The following is a 15,547-nucleotide window of genomic DNA, read 5'->3' as shown; positions in this document are numbered from 1 at the left end:
TGAGCTGGCTTTATTTTTGACGACCTGTTGTCCCGCATTCTTTTTTTGGGGAAAAAGCAACGACAAGTTGAAAACAGCTACTAATAGAGATTCAAATTATATAATATAATTATTTCACTATATGAAAAATTCATAATAGAAAAAAACTCTTTCTCGCATACGATCTCCACAAAACAAACACACCACTTTAAGTAGAAAAAAGAAACACTAACACGAACATATGTTCCCTTTATCTTGAAAAAGAAACGCTCCTGTCCTTAGACAAAAAGCGTCTTTAATCCATTTTTTATATTTATCATACACCTCAAACAAGATGCCGAGATGCTGAAATTAACAGTGTCATCGTAATGACATTCACAATCGTAGAAAGTAATACTGTTTGTGCGGCAAAATCGGGTTCATTTTTATATTCTTCCGCTAAAATACTGGTATTAACACCGGTAGGCATACCCGATGCAATGAGCAAGGCTTGAGCGGGAATCCCCTTAAGACCCAGCAGCAAGACGAGCATAAAACCGACTATTGGACCAGCAATCAGGCGTAGTACCATACTGATGTACACGGCTGTCCGGCGCAAACGAAAGGGATATTGCACAATTTGTGCTCCCAAAGTAAGCAGAGCTACAGCAACCATCGACTGACTAATATAATTCAAAGGTTCAGCCAGTAAATTAGGCAATGGACTATGCAGCAGATTTAGGAGCAAACCTAGCGCAAGCGCATAGGGAACAGGCATTTTCAAAAAATTAATTAATATTTTTCGAGTATTGGCCTTGCCGTTTTGCACAACAAAAGTGCCGTATGTAAATGTGACAAAGCTTTGAAAGGTCATAATCAGAGCTTGAACGGAAATGGCCAAAGGGTCACCTTTGAACACCAACTGATTGATTGGCAGACCATAATTTCCTGAATTATCTAGCATTACACTGTTTGTAAAAGCTCCACGCATTCCGGGGCTATATTTCAGAGATCTGGCGACGGTAGTGCTGATTACGTACAGAATAGCTATGTACAAGGCATAAAAAAGTGAAACCTCACCCATGAGCATTAAAGAAATTTCCGAGTTATAAAGACCTGTAAACACAACTGCGGGGGTGATATAGTAAAAATTGATTTTAGCTAAGGTATACAAATCCAGTCGAAAAAAATATTGCATGATACAACCAAAACCGATAAGTACAAAAATAGGTAAAACAACGTCCAAAAGAATGGTGCCGAACATGTCTGTTTCATCTTCTTTCTATTATGCGAATGTAAAGGCTGATACTTAAAAATGCATGTGTAATTCTCATTATACTGTGTAAATAGGTTAGGCGTATAATAAAATTTTATAGTGGTTTTGGGAATCTGGACTGCGGCTATATTGGTGTCTCACACATTAGATAAGAAAAGATAAAAAATCAGCTTAGAGAAGCCGTTAATACATCTAGGGACATTTGAGCCCGGTTTTTACTATAAGGAGGAATCGCATCATGAGAAACACTTGGACAGCTTTATTAGCGTGTATACTGGTCTTGGGATTGGCAGCGGGAACCGCTGAGGCCAAGCAGGGACGCGGAAATGATCAGGAGAACAAACAGGAAGCAAAGACGTCTGTTAAAGACGCGAATGAAAAGAGCGGGGAAGAGCTAATCAATCCCCATGACTCAGACAATGATCAGTCCAAAAAACAAAAGGACAAAGCATCCGGCAAAAAGGATGAAAACAGTAAAAAAGAAAAACACGCAGAAATCAGAAAAACCGAACCTGTTGCAGTAACGGATGATACGTACGAGGAGTCCAAAGACCATAATGGTCACAAGGGACGCAACGGTTACAAGGGTCTGCTTCACGCGGTAGAAAATACGAAGGATAAGCCGGCAGGAGCGGTTATTGCGAATCTGCTGCTTACGAAATACCCGGACCGTTTGACTCCAGAGCAGGTTGCTGAACTTGAATTGATCCGGAATTCTGGTAAAGCACTGACTGAGGCAGCTGAGCTACTGGCTGAAAACGGAAATGTGACAGATGCCGTATACATGCAGGAGGAGGCGGTACTGGCTAATGTGTCCGACCTGGACAGCTACAAAAAGCTCGGTGAATTCTCGAAGAAGGCTGGACGGCCGTCGGGTATGAAGCTGTTCGTGAATGGTGAAGGATACGATGCCAAACCGATTAACCGCAAGGGGACCACACTTGTTCCGTTTAGAACAGCTTCCGAAGCTTTGGATGCAAAGGTTTCCTGGGATCCGAAAGAAAAGGCTGTTACTGTCACCCGTAACGGCGTGTCCGTCAAATTATTTGTTAACAGTCCGAAAGCATATATTAACGGTCAGCCGTATTCTATCGAGCAGCCAGCATCCATAGTGGATGGGACGACAATGGTACCTGTAAGGGTAATCGGAGAGGCCTTGGGGACAAATGTTAAATGGGAGCCTGAGAGCCAGTCCGTTGTTGTATACGAGTAGCCAACAACAACTACTACATCAACATCATAACGTGTTGTAAACAAACAAAATTTTGTAAAGCAAAAAGGGCCCCTGACTAAATGTCAGGCCTTTTTGTTTTACCTTGCAATTAATGATTTCGTATTCTTTTTAATGGTGAGAAGATAGATAGCCTTCATGATACTACCAAGCTATTCGCATTATGTGCTGGTCATGTGTACAATTAAATAGAGAACACTGAGAAAAGGAAGTGTTATAGATGGATTTAGGATTAACGGGAAAAATAGCCTTTGTTGCAGGTTCCAGTAAAGGACTCGGCAAGGCAAGCGCACGGGAGCTGGCACGCGAGGGTGCGAATGTCGTCATTTCAGGACGGAACGAAGCAGAGCTTCAGCGGACGCAGGCGGAATTACTGGAAACAGCGAGTGGCCGCGTTGAATATGTAGTTTGCGATGTAACAAAACCAGAACATATCTCCCAGGCCATCCGTCGTACAGCTGATTTGTTTGGCACCGTTGATATTTTGGTTAACAATGCGGGTGGGCCTCCTGCCGGTACCTTTGATGATTTTACAGATGAAGTGTGGATGCAGGCCTTTGAACAAAATTTACTTAGTCATATCCGGTTGATCCGTGAGGTGTTACCATATATGAAAAAACAACAAAGCGGTAGGATTTTAAATATTGCTTCTTCCTCAGTTAAGCAGCCAATTCCGGGGTTAATCATTTCAAATACGCTACGTACGGGAGTCGCTGGATTGGCGAAAACATTGTCTCTGGAATTAGCTCCTCATAATATTCTGGTACATACTGTAGCACCGGGGAGAATTGCAACCGATCGCGTGCGTAGCTTGGACGAGCATCGAGCTGAGAAAACCCAGCAAACGACAGATCAGGTTCGTAAACAAGCAGAAGAGGGCATTCCATTGGGGCGGTATGGAGAGCCTGAAGAGTTCGGTAAAGTTGTTGCTTTTCTGGCGTCTTCAGCTTCATCCTATTTGACAGGGAGCACCATCCTTGTGGATGGCGGAATGATTAAATCGTTATAAAATAAAGATGCGTGCCAGCCTCAGGTTTAATTGGGTGCTGGCACGCTTTTTTAAAATTTATTTAGGGAATAGATAATCTTCATTCACGACCTGGAAGCTCACAACCCTCATCGGTACATATACCACCTGCATCTTGTTTGGACGAGCTGCCGCTTATCATGGTGAAAGGTGAGCGTTCATCCCATGCTTTTTGAAGCGCATCATGGAATACTTCCTCCGGCTGGGCACCAGAAACAGCAAATTTTCGATCAAATACAAAGAATGGCACACCCTGAACACCTAACTCAGCGCCTTCGGATTCATCAGCTCTAACTTCGTCGGTAAAACGATCACTGGCTAATATAGCAGCCGCTTCCTTTTGATCCAAACCAACCTCAGTAGCCAGCGCTACCAGCACTTCATGATCCCCTGTATGCTTGCCTTCGATGAATACAGCCTGGAATAAACGCTCGCTCAGCCCCAGCATTTTGCCTTGTGTTTGAGCCCAAAGTGTTAAGCGGTGAGCATCAAGAGAGTTCGTCGGCACCATGGCATGAATATTATAATCAAGACCCGCAGAGCGTGCGTTTTCGTTCATTCGATCATTCATAGCCTGAGCCTCTTGCAGACTGACCCCATATTTAGCGGATAGTTCTTCATTGATCGTTTTACCGCTATCTCTCACAGCATCCGGGTTCAATTCAAAACTCTTGAATGTCAATTGCACCTCATTGCGATGTGGAAATTGCTGTAATACTTGCTCCAAACGGCGTTTGCCAATATAACAGAATGGGCACATATAATCAGACCATACTTCAATATTCATCAGGAAAAAGCCTCCATGTATACGTATTTTATTGAGTAACCGGGAGAGGTGCTCCCCACTTTAGAATGTTCATAAAGGTGGAACTTCATTAGTTACAATAAGAATTATAAAGCTAAAGCATTCAACGTGCAAATAATTAATGCTTGTCAAAAAATTAATGCTATGATATTTTATATGTGTAACCGGTTACACATTGGAGTTGAACCTACACTATGACAACAATTAAAGAAGTCGCCAGCTTTGCAGGTGTTTCCGTAGCGACCGTATCCAGAGTTATTAATGAAACTGGATATGTACATGAGGATACACGGCGAAAGGTAGAGGCTGCTGTGAGGCAGTTAAATTACAAGCCCAATGAAGTTGCACGTTCTTTGTATAAAAAGAAATCCAGATTAATCGGCCTGCTGCTGCCGGATATTACGAACCCTTACTTCCCCTTGTTAGCTCGTGGGGTGGAGGATCGAATGCAGGAAAATGATTTTCGGATTATTTTCGGTAATAGTGATGAAGATCGCCAAAAAGAATTGGATTACATGGATACTTTTGTTCAAAATAATGTCGTTGGTGTTATTTCTTCTACCAATGATCCCGATGCCGACTGTTACGCCAAACTGAAGATCCCGGTCGTTTTTCTCGATCGAACTTCCAGTGATAGCCTCTCCGTATATGCGGATGGAGCCCATGGCGGTTGCTTGGCTGCTCAAGAAATGGTTGCCCGCGGCAGCAAACAAATTACAGTCATGCAGGGCCCTGCACATATTCGTCCAGCACAAGACCGTTTTCGCGGGGCGGTTGAAGAGCTTCAGCAATCCGGAATTGCTTACCATGTGGTCGAGACAACTTCCTTTTCGTTCAAGGAGGCCGAGTCGTGGGCCAAAGAGCTGTTTAGCAAGTACCCGGATACGGACGGAGTTATCGCAAGTAACGATATCGTGGCTACAGCGGTGATGCATGAGGCACATAGATTAGGAAAGAAAATCCCAGATGATGTTCAAATTATCGGGTTTGATGATATACCATTAAGCAGTTTGTTATTCCCGCCTTTGTCAACGATCCGACAACCTGCTTATGAAATGGGCTGGGAAGCAGCAGGACTACTCATTCAGTTGATTGAGCAGTCGCAAGTAACGAAGTCAAGCGTACCTAATCTTCATTCGAAAGTACTTACCTATTCAAGCATACAATTGCCCGTCAAATTTATAGAACGGGAAACGACGAGAAAGGTGGATTATGATGGCTAAAATTTCGATTATCGGAAGCAGTTCTATGGATCTCGTAGTTACTTCGTCCAAACGTCCCGGTGCTGGTGAAACGGTATTGGGTGAAAGCTTTACAACCTTACCTGGAGGTAAAGGAGCCAATCAGGCAGTAGCCGCAGCACGACTCGGAGCAGACGTTACGATGATTGGACGTGTAGGGGATGACCATTTTGGAGAACAGATTTTACGAAATTTTGAAGAAAATCATGTTCATACTGGTTATGTGAAACCGGTTACACATATGGAAAGCGGTACAGCGCATATTGTATTAGCTGAAGGTGATAACAGTATTGTCGTGGTAAAAGCAGCAAATAATGAAGTGACACCCGCCTATGTGGAAGAAGCGCTTGACGTCATCCGAAGTTCGGATATTGTGCTAATTCAACAGGAAATACCAACAGAAACGGTTGTTTACGTAAGCGAGATTTGTGCGAAATACCAGATACCCTTGTTGCTGAATCCAGCCCCGGCTCGTGAAGTGGAAGAAAGCGTAATTGCGAATGCGACCTACATTACGCCAAACGAGCATGAAGCTGCCATTATGTTTAAGGATATGAGCCTGCAAGAAGCGTTGCGTAAATATCCCAACAAGCTGTTTGTGACTGAGGGCAGCAACGGTGTACGATTCTTCGACGGAGAACAGGAAGTCGTGGTTCCTACTTATAAAGTAGAGGCCGTTGATACAACAGGTGCAGGAGATACGTTTAACGCTGCTTTTGCAGTGGCATTGGCTGAAGGAAATTCGCTGGCAGACAGTGTGAAATTTGCTAATCGTGCTGCGTCATTGTCCGTAACCAAATTTGGAGCCCAAGGTGGAATGCCAACCCGTCGTGAAGTGGAGGAGCAAATATAATATGAAGAAACATGGAATCCTAAACAGTCATATATCCAAAATACTGTCGGATCTCGGCCACACAGACTATATTGTCGTGGCTGATGCCGGCTTACCTGTTCCTGAAGGCGTTACCAAAATTGATTTGGCCCTTAAGCTGGGTGTTCCATCCTTTCAGGACGTCGTTGATGTCATTGCAGCAGATATGGTGATCGAAAAAATAACGCTGGCCGAAGAAATCAAACAAGAAAATGAACAAGCATTGCAGTATATTATGCGCAACTTTGCAGGGGAGCAATTAGAACATCCACAGATTAATACGCAGGCTGCCGTCATTGAGTTTTGCTCTCATGAACAATTCAAGGAGCTGACCCGTTATGCGAAGGCGGTGATTCGTACAGGAGAGGCTAAGCCATTTGCCAATTGTATTTTGCAGGCAGGAGTTCATTTTGGATAAATCAATGTTGAATAAAAAGGAGGGTACAGCATGCAGATTCAAATGAAAGGAATTCACAAAGCCTTTGGAACCAATCAGGTACTGAGTGGTGTTGACTTTGATCTTCGTGAAGGAGAAGTACATGCCCTCATGGGTGAAAATGGTGCAGGAAAATCAACGCTGATGAATATTTTAATCGGACTGCATCGGCGAGATGAGGGAACGATCATCATTGACGGCCAGGAAACCTATTTTGCCGACCCCAAAGAAGCGGAGCAAAAAGGAATTGCTTTTATTCACCAGGAACTAAATGTGTGGCCGGAGATGACCGTGCTGGAAAATCTGTTTATCGGCAAGGAAATGACATCCAAGTGGGGCTTACTAGACAGCTCTAAAATGAAAGCGTTAGCAAATGAGCAATTCAGCAAGCTTTCGGTAAACCTTCCATTAAACGGTGAAGCAGGCGAGTGTTCAGTGGGTCAACAGCAGATGATTGAAATAGCCAAAGCACTCATGACGGATGCTAAAGTTATCGTGATGGATGAGCCCACAGCCGCCTTAACCGAACGGGAAATTCAGAAGCTGTTCGAGGTTATTACTTCCTTGAAAAAAGATGGTGTTTCGATTGTGTATATTTCACATCGGATGGAGGAGATATTCGCGATCTGTGATCGGATTACCATCATGCGTGACGGGAAAACGGTGGATACTCAGGCGATTCCCGATACAAATTTTGATGAAGTTGTACGGAAAATGGTAGGTAGAGAGCTGACTGAACGCTATCCGGTAAGAACGCCAGCTTTGGGAGAAGTGGTGCTGGAGGTCAAAAATGCTTCGCATAAAGGGTTATTTGAAGATGTGAATTTCACTGTACGATCTGGTGAAATTGTAGGTTTTTCAGGCTTGATGGGCTCGGGACGGACCGAGATCATGCGAGCGTTATTTGGACTGGATGCTTTGGATCGTGGTGAGATCCATGTACGTGGAAAAAAGGTGACTATTCGCAAGCCGGATGACGCGGTGAAACTAGGGATTGGCTTCATTACAGAAGACCGAAAAGATGAGGGCTTGGTTCTGGATTTTTCCATTCGGGAAAATATGGTGCTGCCAAATCTCTTCAGCTTTACCTCAAAAGGATTTATTTCAGGTAAAAAAGAGTTGGATTTTGTTAACACTTTAATTAAGCGCTTACAAATTAAAACCCAATCGGGTGAAACAACGGTTCGCAGTTTGTCAGGTGGTAATCAGCAAAAGGTGGTTATTGCCAAATGGGTAGGTATTGGTCCAAATGTACTCATTCTTGACGAACCGACGAGAGGTGTAGATGTGGGAGCCAAGCGGGAAATCTACCAGTTGATGAACGAGCTGACCGAACGTGGAGTCGCGATTATCATGGTATCCTCGGAACTCCCTGAGGTACTCGGCATGAGCGATCGTATAGTCGTGGTGCACGAGGGAAAGATCAGCGGAGAGCTGAGCAGGGAAGAAGCCACACAAGAAAATATTATGACGCTAGCTACAGGAGGACAGTAATATGACAACTATGAATGGATCAAAAAGCAGCAAAGGCTTTCAAATGTCACAAATCACACAGAAGCTTGGCCCGTTGTTGGGACTCATTATTTTGGTGATTATCGTATCGGTCTTAAATCCCAGCTTTTTGGAACCGCTTAATATTTTGAATTTATTGCGCCAGGTATCCATTAATGCGTTGATTGCGTTCGGTATGACCTTCGTTATTCTCACAGGCGGAATAGATTTGTCAGTCGGCTCCATATTAGCACTATCCAGTGCGTTTGTCGCAAATATGATGCTGGCCGGGTTCGATCCTATTTTGGCGATTATCATCGGCTGTGCATTGGGTGGCGTGATGGGGATGGTCAACGGCTTGATGATTACGAAGGGTAAAATGGCTCCGTTCATCGCTACACTAGCAACCATGACCATTTTCAGAGGATTGACACTCGTTTATACCAATGGTAACCCTATTACAGGACTCGGGGACAGTCTGGTATTTCAATTGTTCGGTCGTGGCTATCAGTTCGGTATTCCGGTTCCAGCGATTACGATGCTCATTACCTTTGCTGTCCTATGGATCATTTTGCATAAAACACCATTCGGACGTAAAACGTATGCCATTGGTGGTAACGAGAAGGCTTCGATTGTATCTGGTATTAAAGTACCACGTGTAAAAATTTGGATTTACTCTCTGGCTGGAATGCTCTCTGCATTGGCGGGAGCTATCTTGACTTCACGTTTGAACTCGGCGCAACCGACAGCAGGTACTTCTTATGAATTGGACGCCATTGCGGCTGTCGTATTAGGTGGAACAAGTCTCTCGGGAGGACGCGGACGAATCGTAGGTACGTTAATTGGTGTGCTTATCATCGGTACACTAAACAATGGCTTGAACTTGCTGGGGGTTAACTCATTTTATCAAATGGTCGTAAAAGGGATAGTCATCGCTATTGCTGTATTGATTGACCGTAAAAAATCCGCATAATACACCTAATCTGCGTAGAAGGAGACACATAAATATGAAAAAGCTTACATTAATCATGACTGCATTGCTGCTCCTGCTCATGACAGGGTGTTCCTTGGAACCGCCCGAATGGGCGAAACCTAAAGCGGCCGCGAACCTGAAGGACATCAAAATCGGCTTGTCGATCTCAACACTGAATAATCCATTCTTCGTATCTCTCAAAGACGGAGTTGTGGCAGAGGCCAAAAAACAAGGAATGCAGGTCATTGTTGTGGATGCACAAAATGATTCGGCGAAACAAAGTAATGACGTGGATGATCTGATTCAACAGGGAGTAAACGCGTTACTTATTAATCCGACAGATTCGTCGGCCATCTCTACTGTGGTACAATCAGCGAATGCATTGAACATCCCGGTTATTACACTGGATCGTTCTGCTGACAAAGGCGATGTAAAAGCACTCGTCGCTTCAGACAACGTAGAGGGAGGACGAATGGCTGCCAGATATGTGATTGATCAAGTTGGAAAAGGTGCCAAGGTGATTGAGCTGGAAGGTGTTCCAGGAGCATCCGCTACCCGTGAACGCGGAAAAGGATTTCATGAAGTAGCAGATAAGGATCTGAAAGTCATTGCCAAACAATCGGCCGATTTTGATCGGACCAAAGGTTTGAACGTGATGGAAAATCTGCTGCAAGGCAACCCGGACGTTCAGGCAGTATTTGCCCACAATGATGAAATGGCTTTGGGTGCGATCGAAGCAATCCAAAGCTCAGGTAAAAACATTCCAGTCATCGGTTTTGACGGTAACGAGGATGCGCTTAAATCAATTAAGGAAGGGAAACTGACAGCCACCGTAGCTCAGCAACCCGAGCTTATTGGTCAATTGGCGGTGCAGGCAGCCAAGGATGTACTTCAAGGTAAAACCGTGAAAACATCAATTCCCGCTAAGCTGGAGTTAGTGGATCAATCGAAATAAAAAGGGCGCTTGCCCCAACATATTAAGCTATTCGGACTGATGCTGTAATGCGCATCAGTTCTTTTTTTGGCTATTCTATGATGACGATACATACACATAAATGGAAGTTTTTTATTTTTGTATTGTAAGAAGAGACGGTAAAAGATAGAATAACAATTATATGATAATGAGAATCACTATCATATTATGAATTGTATATATCTAAGGAGGACGTATATTGTGCAACAAAGGTACAGATTAAAATGGGAATCCACGCTTTGTCTTGTGGTTCTTTTGATGGTTGTATTGAGTGCATGTGGAAACGCAGCTAGCAACAACCAGACAAACGACAAGACCAGCACTAATGATCCTTCCGGGCAGTCCCAAACGGTTGTTATGCGCGAATATACTGATGCCACTGGCAATAAGATCAGTATCCCTGCAAATCCACAGCGAGTTGTCACGACACAATATTTGGATGCTATGCTGGCCTTGGGAGTTAAGCCTGCAGGTGCTGCTTCCCATTTGTTAGAAGGCGACTATTTAAAAGGTAAGATTGACGGAGTGGCGGATATTGGGAACCCGACAAATGTAGAAAAGGTGCTGGAGTTACAACCGGACCTGATCATCACAACAGAATATACCACGCCCGAAGTGAAGGAGCAGCTAGAGAAAATTGCTCCAACCGTAGTCGTTTCGTTTGGAGAAGGCGATGTATTTGAGCAACTGCGGAATGTCGCAGCCGTGCTGGGTAAGGACAAGGAAGCCGAGCAGTGGATCGCTAGTTTCAACAAAAAGGCTGAGGAAGGTCGAAAGAAGCTGGTTGGAAAATTCAAAAAAGATGAAACGGTTACGATTTATATGGCCTACGATAAGAATGTGTTAAGAGTATACGGAGCGCGGAATGTAGGACATGTTATTTACCGTTCACTGGAATTGAATCCCCCTGAGTACATACGCCAGAAGCTGGCGAAGGACCCGAGATTTAATTATGTTTATGATGTTATTTCAATGGAAAAGTTACCTGAACTATCAGGAGACCGAATTATTATGCTGGTTTATGATGAAGCGAGCAAGGACGGAATGCTTAAGCAAATTGAGCAAAGTGCATTGTGGAGAAATCTCCCGGCTGTTAAAAACCACAAAGTGTATTTCATCAAAGCCGATCCGTGGTTTACGTACTCACCGCTAGCCGTTGACGAATCGCTCGATGAGGCTGTTAAAATGTTTTCCGTTGATCCGAAGTGATCAGTTCAATTGAAATAAGAGAGGAGAAGTCATAACCATGCTTAGACGATTTTTTGAATATTATCGTCCTTACCGGACTTTGTTCATCATTGATTTCTCTTGTGCCTTGCTGGCTGCACTGCTGGAGTTGGCTTTTCCGCTTGCAGTCAACCGGGTGGTCGATGATTTGCTGCCCAGCGGGAACTGGAAATGGATTTTATATGCCTGTCTGGCTCTACTCGGTATTTATGTCATAAGTGCTGCACTGAATTACGTGGTCACCTATTGGGGACACAAGCTGGGCATTAACATCGAATCGGACATGCGTAAAAAGCTGTTTGATCGGGTACAAAAGCAATCGTTTCGGTTTTTTGACAATAACAAAACAGGGCATCTCGTTTCACGTATGACTAATGATCTGATGGATATTGGGGAAATTGCCCACCACGGACCCGAAGATTTGTTCATCGCGTTGATGACACTGGGGGGAGCCTTTGGTATCATGCTCGGTATTAACTGGAAGCTGGCTGTACTGACTTTCATCATTGTACCCCTCATGATTTACTTGTCTCTTTATTTCAGCCGTAAAATGTCTGCTGCATTCCATCGTATGTTTTCTGATATTGCGGATTATAACGCTCGTATTGAAAATAATGTAAGCGGGATTCGTGTTGTTCAAGCGTTCTCCAACGAAGCACATGAAATGGAACGGTTTGCTGAAAATAATGGGCGTTTCCGTAAAACGAAGCTGATCGCGTACCGGATTATGGCCTGGAATTCCTCGATTAGTTTTATACTAATGAAGCTGGTTTCATTGTTTGTACTTGTGTGTGGAACATGGTTTGTTATCGAGGGACAGATGACCTACGGGGAATTTATCGCATTTGTAATGCTGTCTAATGTATTCCTGGGGCCGATTAAACAAATTAATTCTGTCATCGAAACGTATCCGAAAGGGATTGCCGGCTTCCGACGATACCTGGATTTGCTGGAAAGTGAATCGGATGTAGAAGATCTGCCTGGGGCCAAGGCGGTTAGCCATCTTAATGGAGATATTCAATTTGCAGGTGTAACGTTTGGTTACGAAAACAAAGATAAGGTATTACGCAAAGTGGACCTATCTATCCATGCGGGTGAAACCGTAGCACTTGTGGGTCCTTCAGGAGCAGGTAAAACGACACTTTGCAGTTTGTTGCCTCGCTTCTACGATGTCGAGGAAGGCAGCATTACTATTGATGGAATGGATATCCGTGAAATGAAGCTGGAATCGCTGCGATCCATGATTGGTATCGTACAACAGGATGTATTCCTCTTTGATGGAACGATTCGTGAAAATATTGCTTACGGTAAGCTCGATGCTTCGGAAGAAGAAATCTGGGATGCTGCTCGTCGAGCTCAGATTGAAGACCTTGTTCGCTCATATCCGGATGGTCTGGATACAATGATCGGTGAGCGAGGTGTGAAGCTCTCCGGTGGTCAAAAGCAACGTTTGTCTATTGCCCGGATGTTCCTTAAAAATCCGCCAATTCTCATTTTAGATGAAGCAACCTCAGCATTGGATACAGAGACAGAAGCCGCGATTCAGCAAGCGCTGACAGAGCTATCCCAAGGCCGTACGACACTCGTTATCGCGCATCGTCTGGCAACGATCAAAAATGCTGACCGCATTATCGTAGTTGCAGATCAAGGGATTGCCGAGCAAGGCAGACATGAAGAGTTATTGGCAGTAAAAGGGGCATATAGCCGCCTGCACCAAGCTCAATACGGAACGTAAATAGGCCAATATGACACCGTAAATAGAGAGAGGAATGAACAGGTTTGACAAAGAAAATGTGGATTGTAATGATGCTTCTGTCAGTCATTTTAGCTCTTACCGCCTGTGGTGGAAATGTAAAGCAACCTGGTGAAAAGCAGAATCAAACATCTAGCGAACAAAAGTCAGAGGAAATGAAAACAGTCAAAACGATTCATGGAGATATTAAAATACCGGTTCACCCTCAGCGGATTGTAGTAGATATGTACCAGAATGATTTATTAGCACTAGGAATTAAACCTGTGGGAAGTGTTAAATATTATCTGGATAATCCGTTTTCAAAGGATCTTGTACAAGGCATTGCAAGCATTGGAGACCGCGGTAGTGTATCCATTGAAAAAGTATTGGCTCTACAGCCGGATATGATTCTGATTGGTTCCAAAGATGCTCATGAATATGAAAAATATAGTAAAGTTGCTCCGACCATAGTCATTCCTTATGGAACGTACAAGAATGTGCATGAGGAACTGACAGCTTTTGGTGAGCTGCTTGGAAAAGAACAGGAAGCCAAAACATGGCTTGCGCAATACGATCAGCGGATGCAGGCCGCACGTGACAAGCTAAAGGGAATTGTTCAGCCTGAAGATACGTTCACCGTAATGGAAGCTTCGGAAAAAGAATACTATGTATATGGTGATAATTTTGGCAGAGGAGGACAGGCGGTATACAGAGGTCTGAATTTGACACCTCCGCCGCTTGTCCAAAAAGAGTTATTAGGTGAGACTCAATGGAAATCGGTGTCAAAAGAAGTCATTAATCAATATGCCGGCTCTTATATCTTTCTGACGGTTAACAAGGATTTGAGAGGTTACGAAGGAGACAGCATATGGAAATCACTGAATGCGGTCCGACAAGGTAAGGTTTTTGAGCTCCAGGAGGATCAATATTGGTACTTCGATCCCATTGCCATTGTAGGACAAGCTGAAGAAATCGCAGACATGATCGTCCAGCGGAATAAAGAGAACGCCACACAGAAGTAATTGCTTCGTTGGCAGCCCTTTGGTATTTATGCCGAAGGGCTTTATTTGTTCACAATAGGGCAGAACATTAGGCATTCCTCGAAATTTGCTATTGATGCCGTTGCCACATTAATTTACAATAGTAAAGATTGCATGATAATAATTCTCATTATCAACATCATCTTCAACACAGTTCGTGATAGCTACATACTATTCAACAGTAAGGGTGAACAATAGTTATGAAATTATCAGAATCATCGGATAGCCCCGCTCAAAGTAATCATAACCAGTCGCCGACTCAATTCCACTCGCGACCATGGGCGGCTTCGCTTATCCTGACAGTTGGGCTTGGACTTTTAGCGTTCGGTATCGCGCTATCTCTATCTTTTGGTGCAGCCTCAATTAGGCTGGAAGAGGTATGGAACGCCGTTTTTCATTTTAAACCCGAGTTGCAAAACCATCAGATTATTTGGGAAATCCGTCTACCTCGGATTCTGGGTGGGGTTTTAATCGGAGTTTGCTTTGCTGTTGCAGGTGCAATTATGCAAGGAATGACCCGAAATCCGCTTGCTGACTCGGGCTTGCTTGGACTGAACTCGGGAGCCAGCTTGGCGATGGCGATTTGCTTTGCCCTTTTTCCTGGCTCTTCCTTTTTACAGTTAATGTTGTATTCCTTTGTTGGTGCAGCTCTGGCTGTTGTGATGGTATATGGTACAAGCTCCATATCCAAATCAGGTCTTACGCCAGTTCGTCTTGTATTGGCAGGTGCAGCTGTCACGGCATTGCTGTCTGCCTTAGGAGATGCGATCAGTTTGTACTTTGATGTTGGACAGGATTTGGCCTTTTGGTATGCCGGAGGGCTTAGTGGAATCAAGTGGGTTCAGCTCGGTATAGTTTTGCCTTGGGTTGTGGCAGCTTTTATCGGTGCTCTCATGTTGTCGCGCTCCATTACGCTACTCAGTTTGGGAGACGAAATTGCGTTGAGCCTTGGTCAGCGAACTGCGGTAGTAAAGGTAGTCGGAATGATTCTTGTTCTGATTTTGGCGGGTGCAGCGGTGTCGTTGGTGGGTTCTATAGGTTTCGTGGGATTGATTATTCCCCATATAACCCGCAAGCTGGTTGGCGTCGATTATCGCTGGATTATTCCATGCTCGGCCATTATGGGAGCTTTACTCATTGTGTTTGCCGATCTGGCAGCCCGTATGATTAACGCACCTGAGGAAACACCGGTGGGCGTACTTATTGCCTTAATTGGGGTTCCGTTCTTCCTTTATCTGGCACGTAAAGAAAGGAGGGCACTGTAAG

14 protein-coding genes are annotated in these 15,547 nt (G+C 44.2%); 12 read left to right on the top strand and 2 right to left on the bottom strand.

The genetic code is table 11. The features are described 5' to 3' along the window. Positions 1-304: 304 nt before the first annotated feature. Positions 305-1,222 (bottom strand): AEC family transporter, encoded by a 918-nt coding sequence (locus tag MHI21_RS13880; RefSeq protein WP_025682690.1) that lies wholly within the window; start codon positions 1,220-1,222, stop codon positions 305-307. A gap of 250 nt (positions 1,223-1,472) precedes the next feature. Here MHI21_RS13880 and MHI21_RS13875 point away from each other — a divergent pair, with 250 nt between their 5' ends. Both MHI21_RS13875 and MHI21_RS13870 read left to right on the top strand, forming a co-directional pair. Then, positions 1,473-2,447: a copper amine oxidase N-terminal domain-containing protein gene (locus tag MHI21_RS13875; protein WP_342418376.1), complete on the top strand. Its 975-nt coding sequence runs from the start codon at positions 1,473-1,475 to the stop codon at positions 2,445-2,447. Positions 2,448-2,685: 238 nt separating this feature from the next. Beyond that, on the top strand, positions 2,686-3,474 hold the full coding sequence (locus MHI21_RS13870; protein WP_341161300.1) for an SDR family oxidoreductase: 789 nt from the start codon (positions 2,686-2,688) through the stop codon (positions 3,472-3,474). A 79-nt stretch (positions 3,475-3,553) separates the two neighbouring features. Here the strand turns inward: MHI21_RS13870 and MHI21_RS13865 are convergent, their stop codons facing one another. Further along, positions 3,554-4,279, bottom strand: coding sequence for a DsbA family oxidoreductase (locus MHI21_RS13865; protein ID WP_341161301.1), 726 nt, complete (start codon positions 4,277-4,279; stop codon positions 3,554-3,556). Positions 4,280-4,491: 212 nt separating this feature from the next. Here MHI21_RS13865 and MHI21_RS13860 point away from each other — a divergent pair, with 212 nt between their 5' ends. From MHI21_RS13860 to MHI21_RS13815, 10 genes are all read left to right on the top strand, one after another. Then, positions 4,492-5,520: a LacI family DNA-binding transcriptional regulator gene (locus MHI21_RS13860; RefSeq protein ID WP_165176955.1), complete on the top strand. Its 1,029-nt coding sequence runs from the start codon at positions 4,492-4,494 to the stop codon at positions 5,518-5,520. Beyond that, the gene (rbsK, locus tag MHI21_RS13855) at positions 5,513-6,391 is read left to right on the top strand and encodes a ribokinase (RefSeq protein WP_341163669.1); all 879 of its coding nucleotides are present in this window, start codon (positions 5,513-5,515) and stop codon (positions 6,389-6,391) included. The genes MHI21_RS13860 and rbsK overlap by 8 nt, the downstream gene beginning before the upstream one ends. Before the next feature lies 1 nt (position 6,392). Further along, positions 6,393-6,827: a D-ribose pyranase gene (rbsD, locus tag MHI21_RS13850; protein ID WP_165176951.1), complete on the top strand. Its 435-nt coding sequence runs from the start codon at positions 6,393-6,395 to the stop codon at positions 6,825-6,827. Between the two features lie 30 nt (positions 6,828-6,857). Continuing rightward, positions 6,858-8,339 carry a sugar ABC transporter ATP-binding protein gene (locus tag MHI21_RS13845; protein WP_165176949.1) on the top strand — a complete coding sequence of 494 codons (1,482 nt, stop codon included), beginning with the start codon at positions 6,858-6,860 and terminating at the stop codon, positions 8,337-8,339. 1 nt (position 8,340) lies between these two features. Next, positions 8,341-9,309, top strand: a complete 969-nt coding sequence (rbsC, locus tag MHI21_RS13840; RefSeq protein WP_341161302.1) for a ribose ABC transporter permease — start codon at positions 8,341-8,343, stop codon at positions 9,307-9,309. Positions 9,310-9,343: 34 nt separating this feature from the next. After that, the gene (gene rbsB, locus MHI21_RS13835) at positions 9,344-10,264 is read left to right on the top strand and encodes a ribose ABC transporter substrate-binding protein RbsB (RefSeq protein WP_025720638.1); all 921 of its coding nucleotides are present in this window, start codon (positions 9,344-9,346) and stop codon (positions 10,262-10,264) included. A gap of 219 nt (positions 10,265-10,483) precedes the next feature. After that, a complete protein-coding gene (locus MHI21_RS13830) occupies positions 10,484-11,491 on the top strand; it encodes an ABC transporter substrate-binding protein (RefSeq protein WP_341161303.1) in 1,008 nt (335 codons plus the stop codon). A 37-nt stretch (positions 11,492-11,528) separates the two neighbouring features. Further along, entirely contained in the window at positions 11,529-13,244 is a 1,716-nt protein-coding gene (locus MHI21_RS13825) for an ABC transporter ATP-binding protein (RefSeq protein WP_025720642.1), read from the top strand. A gap of 56 nt (positions 13,245-13,300) precedes the next feature. Continuing rightward, positions 13,301-14,263 (top strand): ABC transporter substrate-binding protein, encoded by a 963-nt coding sequence (locus tag MHI21_RS13820; RefSeq protein WP_342420210.1) that lies wholly within the window; start codon positions 13,301-13,303, stop codon positions 14,261-14,263. 218 nt (positions 14,264-14,481) lie between these two features. Next, positions 14,482-15,546 (top strand): iron ABC transporter permease, encoded by a 1,065-nt coding sequence (locus MHI21_RS13815; protein ID WP_342418375.1) that lies wholly within the window; start codon positions 14,482-14,484, stop codon positions 15,544-15,546. The last annotated feature ends 1 nt before the right edge of the window (position 15,547 follow it).

Source organism: Paenibacillus sp. FSL H8-0168 (assembly GCF_038592955.1).
In the GTDB taxonomy this organism is placed as follows: domain Bacteria; phylum Bacillota; class Bacilli; order Paenibacillales; family Paenibacillaceae; genus Paenibacillus; species Paenibacillus polymyxa_B.
Note: the sequence above shows the minus strand (reverse complement) of the source record. Positions and strands in the feature narration are given on the sequence as shown.

Coding starts and splice junctions, on each gene's coding strand:
- MHI21_RS13865 (WP_341161301.1), bottom strand. CDS start 4,279: ATGAATATTGAAGTATGGTCTGATTATATGTGCCCATTCTGTTATATT.
- MHI21_RS13875 (WP_342418376.1), top strand. CDS start 1,473: ATGAGAAACACTTGGACAGCTTTATTAGCGTGTATACTGGTCTTGGGA.
- MHI21_RS13860 (WP_165176955.1), top strand. CDS start 4,492: ATGACAACAATTAAAGAAGTCGCCAGCTTTGCAGGTGTTTCCGTAGCG.
- MHI21_RS13820 (WP_342420210.1), top strand. CDS start 13,301: ATGTGGATTGTAATGATGCTTCTGTCAGTCATTTTAGCTCTTACCGCC.
- rbsC (WP_341161302.1), top strand. CDS start 8,341: ATGACAACTATGAATGGATCAAAAAGCAGCAAAGGCTTTCAAATGTCA.
- MHI21_RS13845 (WP_165176949.1), top strand. CDS start 6,858: ATGCAGATTCAAATGAAAGGAATTCACAAAGCCTTTGGAACCAATCAG.
- MHI21_RS13825 (WP_025720642.1), top strand. CDS start 11,529: ATGCTTAGACGATTTTTTGAATATTATCGTCCTTACCGGACTTTGTTC.
- rbsK (WP_341163669.1), top strand. CDS start 5,513: ATGGCTAAAATTTCGATTATCGGAAGCAGTTCTATGGATCTCGTAGTT.
- rbsB (WP_025720638.1), top strand. CDS start 9,344: ATGAAAAAGCTTACATTAATCATGACTGCATTGCTGCTCCTGCTCATG.
- MHI21_RS13880 (WP_025682690.1), bottom strand. CDS start 1,222: ATGTTCGGCACCATTCTTTTGGACGTTGTTTTACCTATTTTTGTACTT.
- rbsD (WP_165176951.1), top strand. CDS start 6,393: ATGAAGAAACATGGAATCCTAAACAGTCATATATCCAAAATACTGTCG.
- MHI21_RS13870 (WP_341161300.1), top strand. CDS start 2,686: ATGGATTTAGGATTAACGGGAAAAATAGCCTTTGTTGCAGGTTCCAGT.
- MHI21_RS13815 (WP_342418375.1), top strand. CDS start 14,482: ATGAAATTATCAGAATCATCGGATAGCCCCGCTCAAAGTAATCATAAC.